The sequence below is a fragment of the Pseudomonas sp. QS1027 genome (genome assembly GCF_002814235.1).
In the GTDB taxonomy this organism is placed as follows: Bacteria; Pseudomonadota; Gammaproteobacteria; order Pseudomonadales; family Pseudomonadaceae; genus Aquipseudomonas.
This window is the reverse complement of the sequence record NZ_PHSU01000003.1, coordinates 269,695-287,319: the sequence shown is the minus strand read 5'-3', so window position 1 is coordinate 287,319 and position 17,625 is coordinate 269,695. Positions and strand designations below refer to the sequence as shown.

The following is a 17,625-nucleotide window of genomic DNA, read 5'->3' as shown; positions in this document are numbered from 1 at the left end:
CCACCGACCATCGACCTGCCCGCACCCCCCACAAGGAAACAACCATGATTCGTAACGTACTGATTTCCGGCGCCGGTGTGACAGGGCTCGCCCTGGCCTATTGGCTGGATAAGGCAGGGCTCAGCACCACGCTTGTGGAACAGCAGCCCGAGTTTCGTCGTGGCGGCCAAGCGGTGGACATTCGCGGCGTGGCACTTGATGTGGTGAAAGCAATGGGTCTGCTGGAAGATGCCCGCGCGATTCGCACCCTACTCCACGGCATGTCGATGCTTGATGCCAACGGCGTGGAAATGCAGCGCACCAAGGAGCGCACCTTCAGCGCCGGCCGCCTCGACAGCCCTGATATCGAGATCTTCCGCGATGATCTCTGCGAATTGCTGATGGGTGCCCTCAGCGACCGGGTAGAGTTCATCTACGGCGATAGCATTGTCGGCCTTGACGAGGAAAAAGATCAGGTAGAAGTGATATTCAGTCGTGGCAACCAGCGCAGATTCGACCTTGTCATTGCTGCCGATGGCCTCTACTCCAAGACCCGTAAACTGTGGTTCAACGACGAGACCTCGGTTATCAAGAGCCTGGGCATCGCCCTCGCCCTGTTCACGACACCGAACTTCACTGGCCTGGAGAATTGGCAATTGATGCACCGCGAGAACGGCGTCGGTTATGTCATTTATCCGAGTCGCGACAAGCAGGAGGTACGCGTGTCCGTGGGTTTCGCACCCGGAGATGCCACGATATCGCGTGGGGATGTGCCTGCACAGAAGGCGATGGTCACGTCCAAGTGCGCCCATTTGAGGGGGGCATTCGCGCAGTATATCGAGGCGATGCAAGAAACCCAGGCGTTTTACTACAACGAACTGGCGCAGATTAGCGCGCCACGCTGGTACAAAGGGCGCGTGGTGCTCGCCGGCGACGCCGCACACTGCGCCTCGCCGCTCTCCGGCCAAGGCACCAGCCTGGGCCTGGTCGGTGCGTTCGTGCTGGCCCGGGAGCTCGCACGTCACCCCGATCAGCCGACGGACGCATTCGCTGCCTACGAAAGCCGTATGCGCCCGTTCGTCATCCGGAACCAGGACATGGTGGATCTGAATCGCCAGGGCCCGACGCCAGACGAGCTTATGACGAGTTCGAAAAACGCCATAGACCTGAGCGATCTCCTCCAGGAACTGGCCTGAATCTTAACTAACCTGTCGTCTGGTTAACGACGCTCGACAATGGCCTTGAGAAAGGCTCTGGTGGTGGCTTGCACCGACCATGCGCGACGGGTGAGCCGCTCGCTCTACCATTTCGCAGGCAAAAAAAATCCGGAACTCCTCACTTTCGTGGGCATTCCGGATTTTCTTCTACAACAAATATGGTGGGTCGTGTGGGATTCGAACCTACGACCAATTGGTTAAAAGCCAACTGCTCTACCAACTGAGCTAACGACCCGCTGTGTGGTGGCGCGTATAATACTGATTTCTAACGGTAATTCAACACCTTAAATGAAAAAAATCAAAAATAACGTGTCGGATCACTGATTCCGGCCGCTGCGAAGCCTTCAGCACGCAGCCGGCAGCTGTCACATTTCCCACATGCAAAGCCGTTAGCATCCGCTTGATAGCAGGATACGGTCAGCGAATAGTCGACCCCGAGCTTGATTCCGGCCTGGACGATATCGCCCTTGCTGAGGTTCTGCAGCGGTGCCTGGATGCGGAAACCATTGCCCTCGACACCGGCTTTGGTCGCCAGGTTGGCCAGGGTTTCGAATGCTTCGACGAACTCGGGACGGCAGTCCGGGTAACCGGAATAGTCCACCGCGTTGACGCCGATAAAGATGTCACGGGCACCCAGCACCTCGGCCCAACCCAGGGCCAGCGACAGGAACACCGTGTTGCGCGCCGGCACGTAGGTCACCGGAATGCCTTCACTCGGCGCCTCGGGCACGTCGATGCTGCTGTCGGTCAAGGCCGAACCGCCAATACCGTTGAGGTTCAGGCCGATGACCTTGTGCTCGATCACGCCGAGGTCACGCGCCACCCGCTCGGCCGCCTGCAACTCGGCGCGGTGCCGCTGGCCGTAGTCAAAGCTCATGGTGTAGCAGCTGTAGCCCTCGGCACGCGCCATGGCCACCACGGTGGCCGAGTCCAGGCCGCCGGAGAGAAGGATTACCGCTTTCTTGTCAGTGCTTGCTTGGGTGGTCATATCAGCGCCCCGGCTCGTCATTCCATAGATATTTGTGCAACTGCATCTGCAGGCGCACCGGCAGGTTGTCCGCAACGATCCAGTCGGCCAGCTCACGGGCCGGCAGATCGTGGTGGCTCGGCGAGAACAGCACTTCGCCGGCACGCTTTTCCAGACCGTACTGAATCAGCTTGGACACTGCCCAGTCATAGTCCTCCCGCGAGCAGATCACAAACTTGACCTGGTCGTTGGGGGTCAGCAGCTCGATGTTTTCGTAGCGGTTGCGGTGCGATTCCTTCGAGCCGGGGGTCTTCAGGTCGAGCACACGGCTGACCCGGGTGTCCACCGCCGAGATATCCAGCGCCCCACTGGTTTCCAGGGACACGCTGTAACCGGCGTCACAGAGCTGCTTGAGCAAGGGAATGGCATTGGGCTGGGCCAGCGGTTCGCCGCCGGTCACGCAGACATAACGCGGACGGTAATCGGCCACCTGCGTCAGCAGGCTGTCCAGGGTCATGAGGGTGCCGCCGCTGAAGGCGTAGGCACTGTCGCAGTACTGGCAGCGCAATGGGCAACCGGTCAGGCGCACGAAAACGGTGGGCAGCCCAGCCGTCCGCGTTTCACCCTGCAACGAGTAAAAAACTTCGGTGATTCTCAATGTGTCTTGCATAGTCGCCACGGGCGTAACAGCTAAACAGGCCGTCCGCCTCAGTCAGGCACTGCAATGAACCTGCAATCGCACAGTCCAGAACAGCGTGTTTCATAAAAAAGGGCGTGAATTCTAACGAAAAAACCCGCGACAAGCGCGGGTTTCTTCAAGCAGGCCGTCGGCCGTCACATGCGCTGCAGATCGCGCTGTGCCAACTGCGCGGCGGAAGTTCCCGGATATTGGGAAACCACCTGCTGCAGAATGCCTTTGACCTTGTCGGTATGACCCAGGCGACGCTCGACATCCGCCAGCTTGTACAGCGAATCCGGCACTTTGGCATGCTTGGGATACAGCTGGCTGACCTTGGCAAACGCCTGGCCGGCACCTTGAAGGTCGCCTTTGGCCAGGTTCACTTCGCCCAACCAGTACTGCGCGTTACCGGCGTACTGGCTATTGGGGTACTTGCGCAGGAAGGCGGTAAACGCCAGGCTGGCCTTGTCGAAGTCCTTGGCCTTGATCAGGTCGAAGGCGGCATCGTAGTAGAGCTTTTCCTTGGCCGGATCACCCGGCTCGCTGCTGGCCGCGGGGGCCTGGGCAGCAGGTGCAGCACCGGCGGCGGCGTTGACATCGCCACCGGCAGAAGAATTATCAGGAGCCGCAGCCGCCGGAGCGCCGCCACTGCCTATGCGCCGATCAAGATCCTGGTATCGCTCCAGGTTTTCCTGCTTCATGCGCGCAATATCGTTTTGCAGAACTTCGATCACGCCTTGTTGCTGCGCGAGTTGTTCCTGCATGCGTTGCAATTGGTTGAACAGCTCGCCCTGTGCCGAGACAGGGGCCGAAACCCCTCCCCCGGCATAGGCGCCGTTCGTACCGTAACCTGCAGGCGGATAACTCCCACCGTTACCGGAGTTGTCATCGACCACAGGAACCGCAGCCCACGCCGCAAGCGGCATGAGGCTGAGAGCCAGGACAGTTACAGCACGACGGCACGTTCGCATGACGAATTACTTACGCAGTTCGACGCGACGGTTTTGAGCCCAGGACTGCTCGTCGTGGCCAGTAGCTACTGGACGCTCTTTACCGTAGGAAACCAGTTCCAGCTGGCCTGGAGCAACACCTTGCAGTACCAGGTAGCGTTGAACGGCTTTCGCACGACGCTCGCCCAGTGCCATGTTGTACTCGCGAGTACCACGTTCGTCGGTGTTACCTTCCAGAACGACTTTGGCGCCGCTAGCTTTCAGGTCCTTGGCGTGAACGTCCAGGGAGCGCATGGCTTCTGGCTTCAGGTCCGAGCTGTCGTATTCGAAGTAGAAAGTGGTGATAGCGCGCAGAGCAGCTTCTTCGCTCAGGGAACCGTCAACTGCACCAGTGTTAGCGCCGTAACCAGCGTTTGGGTCTACAGCGCCTTGACCGGCATTGTCGCCGCCTTTGGACGAGCAACCTACAGCTACAGCCATGGCCAGAGCCAGCGCAGCAAATTTACCAAACTTCAGCATTTCCATCGTAAAACTCCTAATGAACCCCAGTGTGTTAAGCAAAATCGTAAAGCGCCGCGTCAGTTCAGGTAAGGGGACCAGGAAGGTTCTCTGACTTCGCCTTGAGCGGTAGGAAGCGGGAGCCTTACGCGTCCGTTGATGGACACGAGCATCAAGACTCCCCGGCCCTGCTGGGCGGTGGCGTAGATTACCATGGTGCCGTTGGGTGCGACAGTGGCTGACTCATCAAGGTTTGTGTCTGTCAGTATTTTTACTGTCCCACGCTGCAAATCCTGAGCCGCCACACGGAAGTTGGTGAAGCCATCCTGGCGGTGGATCATCACCAGGGTCTTCTCATCCGCCGACAGTTTCGGGGCGGCGTTGTAGTTGCCGATAAAGGTCACGCGCTCAGCACCACCGCCACCGACGCTGGTCTTGTAGATCTGTGGCTTGCCGCCGCGATCGGAGGTGAAGTAGATGGTCGAGCCATCCTTGCCCCAGAACGGTTCGGTGTTGATGCCCGGGCCGCTGGTGACGCGACTCATCTGGCGCGAAGCCATGTCCATCACGTAGATGTCCGGGTTGCCGTCCTTGGACAGCACGAACGCCAGGCGGTTACCGTCCGGAGACCAGGCCGGTGCACCGTTGAGGCCTTCGAAGTTGGTGATCTGCTCACGGCGACCGGTGTCGATGTGCTGGACGAAGATGCGCGGACGCTTCTGCTCGAACGACACATAGGCGATACGCTTGCCATCCGGTGCGAAACGCGGCGACAGGATCGGCTCGCGCGATTGCAGCAGGGTCACGGCGCGGGCACCGTCATAGTCCGAACGTTGCAGGGTGTAACGGGTGTTGTTCACCGAGAAACGCTCAGCCGTGACATAAAGCATGCGCGTGGAGAACGCACCCTTGATGCCGGTGAGTTTTTCGAACGACTGGTCGGAGATGTAGTGCGACATGTCGCGCAACTGATCGACCGTGCCCGACACGCTGCCGGTCAGCACTTGCTGCTCGGTGGCGACGTTGAACAGTGCGTACTGCACCTGCAGGCGACCGCCGGCCGGAACAATGCTGCCGACCATGATGTACTGGGCGCCCAGGGCCTTCCAGTCACGGTAGATGACTTCGCTGGCCTGGGTTGGCAGGCTGATCATGTTCTGTTTCGGAATCGGCGAGTAGTAACCGGAGTTACGCAGGTCGTCGCTGATGATCTGGGCCATGTCGTCCGGCAGGACGCTACCGCCCTGCCAGCCGAACGGTACGACCGCGATGGGCGTGGCCCGATCGCTGCCGCTGGTGACCAGAATGTTCTTTTCATCCGCCATCGCCATCCCTGCCAGGCAGCAGATCACGACAAGCATTGTTCGAAGAAGGTTTCTCACAAGGCTAGATCCTCAGGTGTGAATGTCATCTTGAAGGAACGATAGGGCGCAAAGTCGCTCGGTTTCATTCCCTGCATTTCCGTCAAACGACCAATATTCTTGACCGCAGCTACCGCCGAGGCGTCAAACGGACCGTCGCCACTGGACTTGGACACCGTGACCGTGGTCACCGTACCGTCCGGCAACATGCCGATTTGCAGCACCACCGTCATACCTTTGCGTGCCGAAGGAGGACGTGCCCAACCTTCCGCTGCCCGCGAACGAATCAGATCGTCAAAGCTGCCCGCCGTTTCATCACCCTGCTCATCAGCCAGGGCCTGTTGGCGTTGCGGCGTGTCGGAAAGCAAGTCTGCCAGGGCCTGGGCCTTTTTATCTTCGGCAGATTTACGCGCCGCATCCTGCGATTTCTTCTTCGCAGCATCGGCAGCGGCTTTCTTCTTCGCGTCTTCGGCGACTTTCTTCTTCGCCTCGTCAGCTTCGGATTTCTTCTTCGCGTCTTCGGCGGCTTTCTTCTTGGCGTCTTCGACGATTTTCTTCTTCGCGTCTTCAGCGGCCTGCTTGGCCTCTTCTTCCGCGGCCTTCTTGGCTTCGTCGTCGGCTTTCTTCTTGGCTATATCAGCCAATTCCTTTTTCGCCTCGGCAGCCTTCTTCGCGTCGTCGGCTTTCTTGGCCTCATCGGCCTTCTTCGCCTCGTCCGCTTTCTTGGCTTCGTCGGATTTTTTCGCTTCGTCGGCCTTTTGAGCCGCTTCCTCTTTCTTTTGTTCCGCAGCCTTTATCGCTTCCTGCTCGACCTTCTTCTGTTCCATCTGTTCGACTTCGGTCTGACGCGCGGCGGATTTCTTCGCCTCACCCGCAATCTTCTGATTGGTCTGGGTGGTCGCCTGACTTTTCGATTTCAGCTGATACAGGGTCGCCTGGACAATCGGCTTGGCCTCCGGCAGATCCGGCGTCATGGCAAAGCTCACGAACAGCATGCCAAAGATCAGGATATGCAGGCCAATCGCCCAGACGCTCGGCCAGAAGTAGCTTTCCGACGCGGACGGCTCTCGCTGTTGGTGCATCAGGGGGCCTCGGTAATCAAGCCAACATTACCGACGCCGGCCTTCTGCAGACCGCCCATGGCACCCATGACGGAACCATAGTCGACGGTCTTGTCACCCCGAATGAATACCTGGGTACGTTTGCCGCCTTCAGTGCCGGCACGGATGATCTTGGTCACCGCGTCGGTCATCTGCGGCAGGGTCATGGCCCTGTCCTGCTGTTTTTCGGTGTCGACTTCGCTGCCAAGGTTCCAGTAGTAGGTCTTGTCAGCCTTGATCGAAATGGTCAGGACCTGGGTGTTGTTGTCCTGCGGCAAGGCTTCGCTGGAAACCTTGGGCAGATCAACCTTCACGCCCTGATTGAGCATCGGCGCGGTCACCATGAAGATAACCAGCAGCACCAACATCACGTCGATGTAGGGCACCACGTTCATCTCGGCGACCGGCTTGCGTTTTTGGCGAACTCGGGCCATGGGGTTTACCTGCTCACTCTTCGCTGGTGTGCACTTTACGGTGCAGGATCGCCTGGAACTCATCGGCGAAGGTGTAGTAACGGCTGATCAGGGTCTCGCCACGGGCCGCAAAGCGGTTGTAGGCGATAACCGCCGGAATCGCCGCGAACAGGCCGATGGCGGTAGCCACCAGTGCTTCGGAAATGCCCGGGGCCACGGTGGCCAGGGTTGCCTGCTGGGCGGTAGCCAGGCCACGGAAGGAGTTCATGATCCCCCAGACGGTACCGAACAGGCCAATGTACGGGCTGACGGAACCGACGGTGGCGAGGAACGGCAGGCTCTGCTCGAGCTTCTCTTCTTCGCGGGAGATGGCCACGCGCATGGCACGGGACACGCCTTCCATGACCGCTTCCGGATCAACACCCGGTTGCTGGCGCAGACGGGAGAATTCCTTGAAGCCGGCACGGAAGATCTGCTCCACACCCGAGTCCGGGTCCGGGTTGCTGCCGGCCTGACGGTAGAGTTTGGACAGGTCGATGCCCGACCAGAAGCGCTCCTCGAAGCTCTCCAGGGCGCGGCGACCGGCGCGCAGCAGGTTGCTGCGCTGAAAAATCATGACCCATGAGGTGACCGAGGCGGCCAACAGGATCAGCATGACCAATTGCACCACGATGCTGGCATTGCTGACCAAGCTCCACATGGAGGAATGGTCGACGACGTTAGCTTCCACGCTTTATCTCCTGCTCTAAGTGAGTACCCGCGCCGCTTGTGTCGGCAAAGGCCGAACGCAAGGCTTCTGGAATGGCCCGGGGTTTTAAACTATCGGCGCGCACACAGGCCACCAGGAACCGCCCTTCACAGAGCAGCGTTTCATCATCAGCCCGCCTGACCTGCTGCTTGAAGCGCAGGCTCGCACGGTTCAGCTCAATCACCTCGGCGCTGACCAGCAGCTCGTCGTCCAACCGCGCCGGCGCGTGGTAACGCGCTTCGCTGGAATGCACGACGAACAACAGGTTCTCCCCTGCCAGCGACGACTGGGCAAAGCCCAGTTCCCGCAGCCGCTCGGTTCGAGCCCGCTCCATGAACTTAAGGTAATTGACGTAATACACGATGCCGCCGGCATCGGTGTCCTCGTAATAAACGCGACAGCGATGTGCGAACGACTGAACCCCGTTTTGCGCGCGCATACTCTAGTGCTTACTCCTCAGGTTGCCAATCCGGCCAGGCAACTGTTTTTCATCCTTCGACGACTTTTTGCATGAAGATTCGTGACACGTGCCCTTCGGACAACGCAAACCGCGAATAAATCAGCCCCGATTCCGCTTTTACTCGTCCAACGCATCCAGAAACTCGTCTACCACGGGCATTTCACCCAAGCGCGACGGAATATTCAATCCGAAGTGCAGATAGGCATGCCGCGTCACCACCCGTCCACGGGGGGTGCGCATGATGTAGCCCTGCTGGATCAGGTAGGGTTCGAGCACATCTTCAATGGTGTGCCGCTCCTCACTGATCGCCGCCGCCAGGCTGTCCACGCCGACCGGACCGCCGTCGAACTTCTCGATCATGGTCAGCAGCAGGCGCCGGTCCTGGTGGTCGAAACCGTGTTCGTCGACATCCAGCAAATTCAACGCCAGGTCCGCCACGGCCTTGGTGATATGACCCTTGGCCCGCACTTCGGCGAAATCCCGTACCCGACGCAACAGGCGGTTGGCGATCCGCGGCGTGCCCCGGGCCCGCCGGGCGATCTCGAACGCGCCTTCAGGGTCCAGCGGCAAGCCGAGAATCCCCGCCGAACGGGTGACGATGGTCGCCAGGTCCGCGGTGCTATAGAACTCAAGACGCTGGACGATACCGAAGCGGTCACGTAACGGGTTGGTCAACATGCCGGCGCGGGTGGTAGCGCCGACCAGGGTGAAGGGCGGCAGATCAAGCTTGATCGAGCGCGCCGCCGGCCCTTCGCCGATCATGATATCGAGCTGGAAGTCTTCCATCGCCGGGTACAGGACTTCTTCGACGACGGGCGACAGGCGGTGAATTTCATCGATAAAGAGCACATCGTGGGGCTCGAGATTGGTCAGCAGCGCCGCCAGGTCTCCAGCGCGCTCCAGCACCGGCCCCGAAGTGCTCTTGATCGACACGCCCATTTCCTGGGCGATGATATTGGCCAGGGTGGTCTTGCCCAGGCCCGGCGGGCCGAAGATCAGGGTGTGGTCAAGGGACTCGCCACGCCCGCGTGCCGCCTGGATAAACAGCTCCATCTGCTCCTTGACCGTCGGCTGGCCGATGTACTCGGCCAGGCTCAGCGGCCGAATGGCGCGATCCTGGACCTCCTCGCGGTCACGCCCGCCGGAGGCGGTAATCAAACGGTCGGCTTCAATCACTTAGATCATTCCCTTCAGGGCGCGACGAATCATGTCTTCGCTGCTCAGGCCTTTGTCTTTGATGGCCGACACCGCCTTGCTCGCTTCCTGGGGCTTGTAGCCCAGGGAAATCAGCGCACTGACCGCATCGCTTTCAGCGCTGGCCACCGGCTGCGCGGGCGCGCCGTCCGGCTGGTTGGGTACCAGGGCAAACATGCTCGGCACGGTTTCCCAGGCCTTGAAGCGATCCTTGAGCTCTACCAGCAGGCGCTCGGCGGTCTTCTTGCCGACACCGGGCACGCGCACCAGCGCCGAGGTGTCCTGGGCCTGCACGCAGCGCACCAGTTCATCGACCTCCAGGCTCGACATCAGCGCCAGGGCCAGCTTCGGCCCGACGCCATTGAGGCGGATCAGCTCGCGGAAAAAGTCGCGCTCGCGCCTGCCGATGAAGCCATAGAGTAACTGGGCATCCTCGCGCACCACCAAATGGGTGTGCAGGGTCAGCGGCTCGCCGACCGACGGCAGGCGATAAAGCGTGGTCATCGGCACCTCCAGCTCGTAGCCGAGGCCATTCACATCAAGGATGAGGTGCGGCGGCTGTTTTTCAGCCAGGGTGCCGCGCAAACGTCCAATCACGTATCAGATCCTTATTTCTGGCCAGACCAGTGGCTGACGACTCGGAACGATAGCGCACTACCTTATCCGGCGTGGCGCTATCGGCAAGCAAAATTGTTTGAGGCGATGATGCTATCAGAGACGCAGGCGACCGCCACGGCTACGTGCGGCGCCCAGGCCATGGGGCAGCAGGCTGGAGCGGGTGTGCGCATGGCACAGGGCAATCGCCAGGGCATCCGAGGCGTCGATTTGCGGCTTGGTGGTGAGCTTGAGCAAGTGCATGACCATCATCATCACCTGCTCCTTGTTGGCCCCGCCCGTACCGGCCACGGCCTGCTTGACCTGGGTCGCGGTGTACTCGGCGATCTCGAGGTTTTCCTCGGCGCCGGCGACGATGGCCGCGCCCCGCGCCTGGCCGAGCTTGAGCGCCGAATCGGCATTCTTCGCCATGAACACCTTTTCGATGCCCATGGTCACCGGACCGTAGGTCTGGATCACTTCGCGGACACTGCGGTAGACGATCTGCAAACGCTCATGCAACTCGCCACTGCCAGTACGAATACAGCCCGAGGCGACGTACACGCAGCCGCGCCCGGTATCGCGCACCACACCATAACCGGTGATGCGCGAACCGGGGTCGATACCAAGAATTAAAGTCATAGCGCCTGCGTTTGGGTCAACCGAGCTGCTCGGCTACCGATTCGGGAATATCGGCATTGGAGTAGACGTTCTGCACGTCGTCCAGGTCCTCGAGCATATCGATCAGCTTGAGGACCTTTTCCGCGCCCTCCAGATCGAGTTCGGCACTGGTGGTCGGCAACATGACGATTTCCGCGTCCGCCGCCTTGAATCCCGCCGCATCCAGGGCGTTACGCACCGTATAGAAGCCGGCAAACGAGGTGAACACGTCCATGGAACCGTCTTCGTGGGTGACCACGTCATCGGCGTCGGCTTCCATCGCCGCTTCCATCAGCGCGTCTTCATCGATGCCCGGGGCGAAGGACAGTTGCCCTTTGCGTTCGAACAGGTAGGCCACCGAACCGTCGGTCCCCAGGTTACCGCCACATTTGCTGAACGCGTGGCGCACGGCCGCCGCGGTGCGGTTGCGGTTGTCGGTCATGCATTCAACCATCACTGCAACGCCACCAGGGCCGTAGCCTTCATAGCTCAGCTCGACCATATCGTCGGTGTCGGCCGCACCGGCACCCCGGGCCACCGCGCGATCGATGATATCGCGGCTCATGTTCGCGCCGAGGGCCTTGTCCAACGCCAGGCGCAACCGTGGGTTGGAGCCCGGATCACCACCGCCCTGACGAGCGGCGACGGTCAGCTCACGAATCCACTTGGTGAAGATCTTGCCCTTCTTGGCATCCTGACGTTCTTTGCGGTGCTTGATGTTCGCCCACTTGGAATGACCTGCCATAACTCGCTCCGAATTCTCTTTGTGCTCTTTGAAACGTTGCCCGCCCTGCCCGGTGGCAGCGGCCGGCAATAAAAAGTCTCGACCTTGAAAAAAGGCGCATCCAGTGGATGCGCCCTCGGGTCCGTCTTACTCTGCCTTGGGGGTTTCGCGCAGGCGGATATGCAACTCGCGCAGTGCCTTGGCGTCCACCAGCCCTGGCGCCTGGGTCATGACACAGGCCGCACTCTGGGTTTTCGGGAACGCGATCACTTCGCGGATCGACTGGGCGCCGGTCATCAGCATCACCAGGCGATCAAGGCCGAAGGCCAGGCCACCGTGGGGCGGAGCACCGTATTTCAGCGCGTCGAGCAGGAAGCCGAACTTCTCTTCCTGTTCCGCTTCGCTGATACCCAGCAGACGGAACACCGCCTGTTGCATTTCCTTGCGGTGGATACGGATCGAACCGCCACCCAGCTCGGTGCCGTTCAGGACCATGTCGTAGGCGCGGGACAAGGCGGTGGCCGGGTTGGCCGCCAGCTCTTCCGGCGAGCACTTCGGCGCGGTGAACGGGTGGTGCAAGGCGGTGAAGCTGCCGTCTTCGTTCTCTTCGAACATCGGGAAGTCGACGACCCACATCGGCGCCCACTCGCTGGTCAGCAGTTCGAGGTCATGACCGACCTTGATCCGCAGCGCGCCCAGGGCTTCGCTGACGATCTTCGACTTGTCGGCGCCGAAGAACACGATGTCGCCATCGACCGCACCGACGCGATCGAGGATCACGTTGAGGTTGGCCTCGGGGATGTTCTTGACGATCGGCGACTGCAGGCCTTCGACGCCCTTGGCGCGTTCGTTGACCTTGATGTACGCCAGGCCCTTGGCACCGTAGATGCCGACGAACTTGGTGTACTCGTCGATCTTGCTGCGCGGCATGCTCGCCGCGCCCGGGACGCGCAAGGCGGCCACACGGCATTTCGGGTCGTTGGCCGGGCCGCTGAAGACCTTGAATTCGACGTCCTTGAGCTGGTCGGCAACGTCCACCAGTTCCAGCGGGATACGCAGGTCCGGCTTGTCGGAACCGTAACGACGCATGGCCTCGTCCCAGGTCATGTGCGGGAACTCACCGAATTCCAGACCCAGCACTTCCTTGAACAGGTTGCGGATCATGCCTTCGGTCAGGCCCATGATGTCTTTTTCATCGAGGAAGCTGGTCTCGATGTCGATCTGGGTGAATTCCGGCTGGCGGTCGGCCCGCAGGTCTTCGTCGCGGAAGCACTTGGCGATCTGGTAGTAACGGTCGAAGCCGGCCACCATCAGCAGTTGCTTGAACAGCTGCGGCGATTGCGGCAGGGCGAAGAAGCTGCCGGCGTGGGTGCGGCTCGGCACCAGGTAGTCGCGGGCACCTTCCGGGGTCGCACGGGTCAGGATCGGCGTCTCGACGTCGAGGAAGCCGTTTTCGTCCAGGTAACGACGGATGCTGGTGGTCATGCGCGAACGCAGGCGCAGCTTGTCGAGCATTTCCGGACGACGCAGGTCGATAAAGCGATAACGCAGGCGGGTTTCTTCGCCAACGTCGGAGTATTCGTTGAGCGGGAACGGCGGGGTTTCCGCTTCGTTCAGCACTTCCAGCTCGTAACCCAGCACTTCGATGGCACCGGACGCCATGTTGGCGTTGCCGGCACCGGCCGGACGCAGGCGGACCTTGCCGGTGATCTTGACCACGTACTCGCTGCGCACGCGATCGGCGGCGGCGAAAGTGTCGGCGCGATCGGGGTCGAAGACCACCTGGGCCAGACCTTCGCGGTCACGGATATCGAGGAAAATCACCCCGCCATGGTCGCGACGACGGTGGACCCATCCGCAAAGGGTGACTTCCTGGCCTTCCAGGCTCTCGTTCAGTTGGCCGCAATAATGGCTGCGCATCATGGTCGTGGTTCGCTTCTAGTCATTCGAATTCGGTGGAGGTCTTGTCTTTGCAACGCGACAAGCGCCCGCTCGTGTCGCTTATTTCAGTCGGCTTTATCGCCGCCTGCCAGGTTTTTCTTGCTGCCGGTCTTGAAATCCGTCTCATACCAGCCGCTGCCGCTGAGGCGGAAGCCTGGCATGGAGAGCATTTTCTTCAATTGCGGTGCCTGGCAGGCCGGGCAGTCGACCAGCGGTGCATCACTGATCTTTTGAATGGCTTCCAGTTGATGACCGCAGGAAGCGCATTGGTAGTCGTACATGGGCATGGGGCGTCTCGGCAATCAGATAACGGCATCACTGCTGCCCGAGCCCGTGACGGGCCATGCAGCAAAGAGCGGGATTATATCCGTTAAATCGAGCCTTTGCAGCCGTGGACCGGTCTGCGCCCCAGCCCATGCCGTCCCGCCAATCCACCGAGACGTCCGAGCAAGCCTAGAGGGCCCGGGACAAACCGCCCAACGTCAGCAGATGGACGACACAGACCACACGAATCAAACCACTGAAATTCTTCACCCCGCCATAGCGCAGGTGAACCTCCATGTCCACATTGGACAGCAAGGCATTGACCGTACATTCATGGGTATTGGCAATATCGGCCAGTACCTTCCAATAAACCTCCTCCAGACGCAAGCAGGTGGCAAAACCATTCAAACGCACCGAGCGCGAAACTGGCTTCGCCAATCCAATATCGAAATCCAGTAACAGGGGATCCACCCGGGTCTTGCGCAAACAACCGGAACTCCCCACCTCATGCCCTACCCACTGAACCATTTTCATCGCACTCCGTCGCTGCACACCTTTGAATAAAGGCGCTCCTGGCAAACCTCCTGACATAAAACATTAAGTAAAAAACCCTATCCAGCAGACTGCACTACAGCCTCCGTAGGAAGAGTCCATTAATAAAGAAGAACAACGAAAAGCCTGGGGCAGGGACCAGGCGAAGGCCTGCGCCGTCGCGAAGATACCGGGCTCGCCGGCACGCGGTGCGAATGAAGCGCGGCGGCTTCACTCACACCAGCGCGGACTCAGCCTTCGAGCAGCGCGCGCAGCATCCAGGCGGTTTTCTCATGCACCTGCATGCGCTGGGTCAACAGGTCGGCAGTCGGTTCGTCACTGACCTTGTCCAGCAACGGAAAGAGGCCCCGCGCCGTGCGGGTGACCGCTTCCTGGCCTTGCACCAGTTGCTTGATCATCTCCTCGGCACTCGGCACCCCTTCTTCTTCCTTGATGGAGGAAAGACGGGCGTAGGTGGAATAGGTCCCCGGAGCGGGAAAACCCAGGGCGCGGATACGTTCGGCGATCAGGTCCACCGCCAGGGCCAGTTCGTTGTATTGCTCTTCGAACATCAAATGCAGCGTGCGGAACATCGGCCCGCTGACATTCCAGTGAAAGTTGTGGGTTTTCAGGTACAGCACGTAGGTGTCCGATAACAGACGGGAAAGACCTTCAACAATGGATTTACGGTCTGCTTCGCTGATACCGATATCAATAGCCATATGTATCCCCTTGGTCAGAATGGATCATCGTCTTCACAGGTGCAGGACCACTCTAGCAAGCGCCTACGACTCGTGCAGCCGCGGCGACTGCGGCAAATCCGCCGCGACTACCACCGGCAGGCCTCTGGCCCGCGGGCTGTGTCGGTGCAGGCCCTGCCCCGCCGCAAGTTCTCCGACAGCGGCCCGGCGCCGAAGTTTGAGAAGGCATGGGCTTTGCTGTTAAATAGAGACTGTGTCGTGGCTGTCGATTCTCTGGCAGCGGCGCATAGGCGGATGCCCACACGTGCCCAACGCCTCACCTTTTTTCCAGAAGCGAACCGTGTGCCACCCGCTCTTCCTTGTGATCCGTCTTGAGTGAGTCAATCAAAATGTTGAAAATCGTCCACCTGCTAACGGGCGCTGTTGCCCTGCTGCTGTCCTTTATACCCAGCCTGCGATCCGAAGCCCTGCCTTACCTGCAACAACCTGATGCGCTGTACCTGGCATTCTTCGGCTTGCTCAACCTTACCCTCGCGCCAGTCATTCCTTACTGGAACAAGGGTCCACGGCATCAACTGCAAATCCTGGTCAGCATCCTGCTGATCGTCGCCGTGGCACTGCAAATCCTCACCCTGCTCGCCCCCTTGACCCTGATCGGCGGCCAACCCGCCGTGCTTCCGAGTCTGCTGGCCGCCGTGATTGCCGTATTGCTGCACCTGGCGGTGAGTTTCTACAAGAAATCTTCCCCGGCGGCGGCTTCCCACAGCTACGACATGAGCAATCGCGATACCGGTACCGTGAAGTGGTTCAACACCTCCAAGGGTTTCGGCTTTATCTCGCGGGATTCCGGCGATGATATTTTCGTGCACTTCCGCGCCATCCGTGGCGAAGGCCATCGCGTCCTGGTCGAAGGCCAGCGCGTGGAGTTCTCGGTGATGAACCGGGACAAGGGCCTGCAAGCCGAAGACGTGATCGCGGCCCTGCCGCGTCGCTGATCGGCCACAAAAAAACGCGAGGCAGCCAGGCTGCCTCGCGTTTTTTTATGTCTACGGATTGCTGTCAGTAGTGCGGCGGCGGTGCTTCTTCCTCGAAGGAGTCGAACTGCCCCATCATTTCTTCATGGCGCTTGAGCAAAGCCGCCATCTGCAGTTGCAGGCGTTCGACCACCCGCTGCTGCGCCACCAGCACATCATTGAGCGCCTGGATGGTGTCGTCCTGAAACGCCTGGCGACTTTCCAGTTCGGTCACGCGATCTTCAAGGTTCATACGTCCGCCTGCACAAAACGCGAATCATGCTGGAACGCCACGCGCAACTGTTCGCGAATCACCACGACTTCCTCTTCACTATAAGGCCGAGCCGGGTGTTTGCCCCAGACCGGTGCCGGCCAGGCCACATCGTCACGACGACGAACGATCACATGCATATGTAACTGACTGACTACATTGCCCAGGGCCGCGACATTCATCTTGTCCGCCTTGAAGGCCGCCTGGAGCAACTGCGCCAGCTCCGTGGTCTCGCGCCACAACTGCTGCTGATCGGCGGCCTCCAACTGGAACACCTCACTGATATCCGCGCGCCGTGGCACCAGGATGAACCACGGATAGTTCGCATCATTGGACAGCAGCACACGGCACAACGGCAGGTCGCCCATCGGCAAGGTGTCTTGTTGAAGGCGCGAATCGAGAACGAACACCGTGAATACTCCTGCATGACGGATAGGTTTGCGCCCGGCGAAGGCCCGACGACAGGCCGTCAGGATACCCGTGATCGGCCGCCGATTCACGGCCCTCGCCCGCGAGGGCGGCAAATGGGCGAATACGGGGCACTGCCCGCTCCAGAATGGAACAGGCCGCACTTTAGCAGGGCCACAAACACCACAAAATTACACATCAGCCAGAAAAAAACCCAGCCAGCCACAAAAATGTCACTTTTTTCTGAAATCCTCTGCCTACGTCATGGAGGGCGAGAGCTGACCCCAAGGACAAAAAAGCCAACTTGCCCATAGCCGATGTCCGCATAGAAACTGTAAATCGGCTTTTTGCACCAAAACCGCACACTACGGCTACTATCAGTGCACGCTTCAGTCACCGACTACCCAGTCGGAGTGTGGACCGGTAACGTTTTTGGCTTTCCATGGATTTTCAACGGATTAGCAGCACAAGGAAAAGCAGTACGTCAAGGGCCGGCACAAAGGCCAAGGGCCCTAGGTTTCATAAGGGTTTCAGCCTGATGACGGTGCCAGGTAAATTTTTTCTCACGAAATTTTCACTTTGTGCATGCTTGTTGCATTGGTGAGTAGATAGTCGCAACAGAGGGTCGGCCCGGACGCTGAAGCCCCTGCGACACCGGAACAACGCAGTACAGTGCGCCCATGGACAATTCAGGGCTTGAACATAGACCATTTGCTTCTATGCTCATGCCGTTGAAAATAGCGCTGAAGTTGTGCAGCCGCTGTATAAGGGCTGTGAATTTGCGACATGGAGCTAGCTTTTTGCGACAGGCTCGTAAAGAAGCCGCAAGGATAGGTGTGCAAGTATCGCCAAGTTTGTCAGCGTGATATAAGTTTGCGCCGACACAAAAAAGAAAGAGCCGCCCAGACAAAAATACAGGTGGGACGGCAGTACTCTTCCTAAAAACCAAAGG

At 59.7% G+C, this 17,625-nt stretch carries 21 protein-coding genes and 1 tRNA gene; 2 read left to right on the top strand and 20 right to left on the bottom strand.

From position 1 onward, the window contains the following. The first annotated feature begins 44 nt into the window (after window positions 1-44). The gene (locus tag CWE01_RS01960) at window positions 45-1,175 is read left to right on the top strand and encodes an FAD-dependent monooxygenase (protein ID WP_218274270.1); all 1,131 of its coding nucleotides are present in this window, start codon (window positions 45-47) and stop codon (window positions 1,173-1,175) included. A gap of 180 nt (window positions 1,176-1,355) precedes the next feature. Here CWE01_RS01960 and CWE01_RS01955 read toward each other — a convergent pair. The 18 genes from CWE01_RS01955 to CWE01_RS01870 form a co-directional block, all read right to left on the bottom strand. Further along, a tRNA-Lys gene (locus tag CWE01_RS01955) sits at window positions 1,356-1,431 on the bottom strand. Between the two features lie 63 nt (window positions 1,432-1,494). Then, window positions 1,495-2,184: a 7-cyano-7-deazaguanine synthase QueC gene (queC, locus tag CWE01_RS01950; protein ID WP_100938838.1), complete on the bottom strand. Its 690-nt coding sequence runs from the start codon at window positions 2,182-2,184 to the stop codon at window positions 1,495-1,497. Between the two features lies 1 nt (window position 2,185). Beyond that, on the bottom strand, window positions 2,186-2,833 hold the full coding sequence (gene queE, locus CWE01_RS01945) for a 7-carboxy-7-deazaguanine synthase QueE (protein WP_100938837.1): 648 nt from the start codon (window positions 2,831-2,833) through the stop codon (window positions 2,186-2,188). Window positions 2,834-2,997: 164 nt separating this feature from the next. Then, a complete protein-coding gene (gene ybgF, locus CWE01_RS01940) occupies window positions 2,998-3,813 on the bottom strand; it encodes a tol-pal system protein YbgF (protein WP_100938836.1) in 816 nt (271 codons plus the stop codon). 6 nt (window positions 3,814-3,819) lie between these two features. Beyond that, window positions 3,820-4,317 (bottom strand): peptidoglycan-associated lipoprotein Pal, encoded by a 498-nt coding sequence (gene pal / locus CWE01_RS01935; protein ID WP_100938835.1) that lies wholly within the window; start codon window positions 4,315-4,317, stop codon window positions 3,820-3,822. A 53-nt stretch (window positions 4,318-4,370) separates the two neighbouring features. Continuing rightward, on the bottom strand, window positions 4,371-5,621 hold the full coding sequence (gene tolB, locus CWE01_RS01930; protein WP_371315525.1) for a Tol-Pal system beta propeller repeat protein TolB: 1,251 nt from the start codon (window positions 5,619-5,621) through the stop codon (window positions 4,371-4,373). 47 nt (window positions 5,622-5,668) lie between these two features. After that, window positions 5,669-6,733: a cell envelope integrity protein TolA gene (gene tolA / locus CWE01_RS01925; RefSeq protein ID WP_100938833.1), complete on the bottom strand. Its 1,065-nt coding sequence runs from the start codon at window positions 6,731-6,733 to the stop codon at window positions 5,669-5,671. Further along, window positions 6,733-7,185 carry a protein TolR gene (gene tolR, locus CWE01_RS01920; RefSeq protein WP_100938832.1) on the bottom strand — a complete coding sequence of 151 codons (453 nt, stop codon included), beginning with the start codon at window positions 7,183-7,185 and terminating at the stop codon, window positions 6,733-6,735. The genes tolA and tolR overlap by 1 nt, the downstream gene beginning before the upstream one ends. A 13-nt stretch (window positions 7,186-7,198) precedes the next feature. Further along, window positions 7,199-7,894: a protein TolQ gene (gene tolQ, locus CWE01_RS01915; RefSeq protein WP_100938831.1), complete on the bottom strand. Its 696-nt coding sequence runs from the start codon at window positions 7,892-7,894 to the stop codon at window positions 7,199-7,201. After that, window positions 7,884-8,351 (bottom strand): tol-pal system-associated acyl-CoA thioesterase, encoded by a 468-nt coding sequence (gene ybgC, locus CWE01_RS01910; RefSeq protein ID WP_100938830.1) that lies wholly within the window; start codon window positions 8,349-8,351, stop codon window positions 7,884-7,886. Before ybgC ends, tolQ begins: the two co-directional genes overlap by 11 nt. Before the next feature lie 138 nt (window positions 8,352-8,489). Continuing rightward, on the bottom strand, window positions 8,490-9,548 hold the full coding sequence (ruvB, locus tag CWE01_RS01905; protein WP_100938829.1) for a Holliday junction branch migration DNA helicase RuvB: 1,059 nt from the start codon (window positions 9,546-9,548) through the stop codon (window positions 8,490-8,492). Beyond that, window positions 9,549-10,163, bottom strand: a complete 615-nt coding sequence (gene ruvA, locus CWE01_RS01900) for a Holliday junction branch migration protein RuvA (RefSeq protein WP_100938828.1) — start codon at window positions 10,161-10,163, stop codon at window positions 9,549-9,551. Window positions 10,164-10,277: 114 nt separating this feature from the next. Beyond that, the gene (ruvC, locus tag CWE01_RS01895; protein ID WP_100938827.1) at window positions 10,278-10,802 is read right to left on the bottom strand and encodes a crossover junction endodeoxyribonuclease RuvC; all 525 of its coding nucleotides are present in this window, start codon (window positions 10,800-10,802) and stop codon (window positions 10,278-10,280) included. A 16-nt stretch (window positions 10,803-10,818) separates the two neighbouring features. After that, entirely contained in the window at window positions 10,819-11,565 is a 747-nt protein-coding gene (locus tag CWE01_RS01890; protein ID WP_100938826.1) for a YebC/PmpR family DNA-binding transcriptional regulator, read from the bottom strand. A gap of 126 nt (window positions 11,566-11,691) precedes the next feature. Next, the gene (aspS, locus tag CWE01_RS01885) at window positions 11,692-13,467 is read right to left on the bottom strand and encodes an aspartate--tRNA ligase (RefSeq protein WP_100938825.1); all 1,776 of its coding nucleotides are present in this window, start codon (window positions 13,465-13,467) and stop codon (window positions 11,692-11,694) included. An 83-nt stretch (window positions 13,468-13,550) separates the two neighbouring features. Continuing rightward, the gene (locus CWE01_RS01880) at window positions 13,551-13,772 is read right to left on the bottom strand and encodes an FmdB family zinc ribbon protein (RefSeq protein WP_100938824.1); all 222 of its coding nucleotides are present in this window, start codon (window positions 13,770-13,772) and stop codon (window positions 13,551-13,553) included. Window positions 13,773-13,938: 166 nt separating this feature from the next. Continuing rightward, complete coding sequence (locus CWE01_RS01875) at window positions 13,939-14,277, bottom strand: ribbon-helix-helix domain-containing protein (RefSeq protein WP_100939203.1); 339 nt, start codon at window positions 14,275-14,277, stop codon at window positions 13,939-13,941. 254 nt (window positions 14,278-14,531) lie between these two features. Continuing rightward, a complete protein-coding gene (locus CWE01_RS01870; RefSeq protein WP_100938823.1) occupies window positions 14,532-15,002 on the bottom strand; it encodes a Dps family protein in 471 nt (156 codons plus the stop codon). Between the two features lie 368 nt (window positions 15,003-15,370). Here CWE01_RS01870 and CWE01_RS34055 point away from each other — a divergent pair, with 368 nt between their 5' ends. After that, on the top strand, window positions 15,371-15,976 hold the full coding sequence (locus tag CWE01_RS34055; protein ID WP_100938822.1) for a cold-shock protein: 606 nt from the start codon (window positions 15,371-15,373) through the stop codon (window positions 15,974-15,976). Between the two features lie 64 nt (window positions 15,977-16,040). Here CWE01_RS34055 and CWE01_RS01860 read toward each other — a convergent pair whose 3' ends face one another. Both CWE01_RS01860 and CWE01_RS01855 read right to left on the bottom strand, forming a co-directional pair. Further along, window positions 16,041-16,247 (bottom strand): SlyX family protein, encoded by a 207-nt coding sequence (locus CWE01_RS01860; protein ID WP_100938821.1) that lies wholly within the window; start codon window positions 16,245-16,247, stop codon window positions 16,041-16,043. Next, window positions 16,244-16,675: an HIT domain-containing protein gene (locus CWE01_RS01855; RefSeq protein ID WP_100938820.1), complete on the bottom strand. Its 432-nt coding sequence runs from the start codon at window positions 16,673-16,675 to the stop codon at window positions 16,244-16,246. The genes CWE01_RS01860 and CWE01_RS01855 overlap by 4 nt, the downstream gene beginning before the upstream one ends. Window positions 16,676-17,625: the final 950 nt, after the last annotated feature.

Excerpts from the sequence above, each read along its gene's own strand:
- CWE01_RS01960 (WP_218274270.1), top strand. The coding sequence starts at position 45 with ATGATTCGTAACGTACTGATTTCCGGCGCCGGTGTGACAGGGCTCGCC.
- queC (WP_100938838.1), bottom strand. The coding sequence starts at position 2,184 with ATGACCACCCAAGCAAGCACTGACAAGAAAGCGGTAATCCTTCTCTCC.
- queE (WP_100938837.1), bottom strand. The coding sequence starts at position 2,833 with ATGCAAGACACATTGAGAATCACCGAAGTTTTTTACTCGTTGCAGGGT.
- ybgF (WP_100938836.1), bottom strand. The coding sequence starts at position 3,813 with ATGCGAACGTGCCGTCGTGCTGTAACTGTCCTGGCTCTCAGCCTCATG.
- pal (WP_100938835.1), bottom strand. The coding sequence starts at position 4,317 with ATGGAAATGCTGAAGTTTGGTAAATTTGCTGCGCTGGCTCTGGCCATG.
- tolB (WP_371315525.1), bottom strand. The coding sequence starts at position 5,621 with ATGGCGATGGCGGATGAAAAGAACATTCTGGTCACCAGCGGCAGCGAT.
- tolA (WP_100938833.1), bottom strand. The coding sequence starts at position 6,733 with ATGCACCAACAGCGAGAGCCGTCCGCGTCGGAAAGCTACTTCTGGCCG.
- tolR (WP_100938832.1), bottom strand. The coding sequence starts at position 7,185 with ATGGCCCGAGTTCGCCAAAAACGCAAGCCGGTCGCCGAGATGAACGTG.
- ybgC (WP_100938830.1), bottom strand. The coding sequence starts at position 8,351 with ATGCGCGCGCAAAACGGGGTTCAGTCGTTCGCACATCGCTGTCGCGTT.
- ruvC (WP_100938827.1), bottom strand. The coding sequence starts at position 10,802 with ATGACTTTAATTCTTGGTATCGACCCCGGTTCGCGCATCACCGGTTAT.
- CWE01_RS01890 (WP_100938826.1), bottom strand. The coding sequence starts at position 11,565 with ATGGCAGGTCATTCCAAGTGGGCGAACATCAAGCACCGCAAAGAACGT.
- aspS (WP_100938825.1), bottom strand. The coding sequence starts at position 13,467 with ATGATGCGCAGCCATTATTGCGGCCAACTGAACGAGAGCCTGGAAGGC.
- CWE01_RS01880 (WP_100938824.1), bottom strand. The coding sequence starts at position 13,772 with ATGCCCATGTACGACTACCAATGCGCTTCCTGCGGTCATCAACTGGAA.
- CWE01_RS01875 (WP_100939203.1), bottom strand. The coding sequence starts at position 14,277 with ATGGTTCAGTGGGTAGGGCATGAGGTGGGGAGTTCCGGTTGTTTGCGC.
- CWE01_RS01870 (WP_100938823.1), bottom strand. The coding sequence starts at position 15,002 with ATGGCTATTGATATCGGTATCAGCGAAGCAGACCGTAAATCCATTGTT.
- CWE01_RS34055 (WP_100938822.1), top strand. The coding sequence starts at position 15,371 with ATGTTGAAAATCGTCCACCTGCTAACGGGCGCTGTTGCCCTGCTGCTG.
- CWE01_RS01860 (WP_100938821.1), bottom strand. The coding sequence starts at position 16,247 with ATGAACCTTGAAGATCGCGTGACCGAACTGGAAAGTCGCCAGGCGTTT.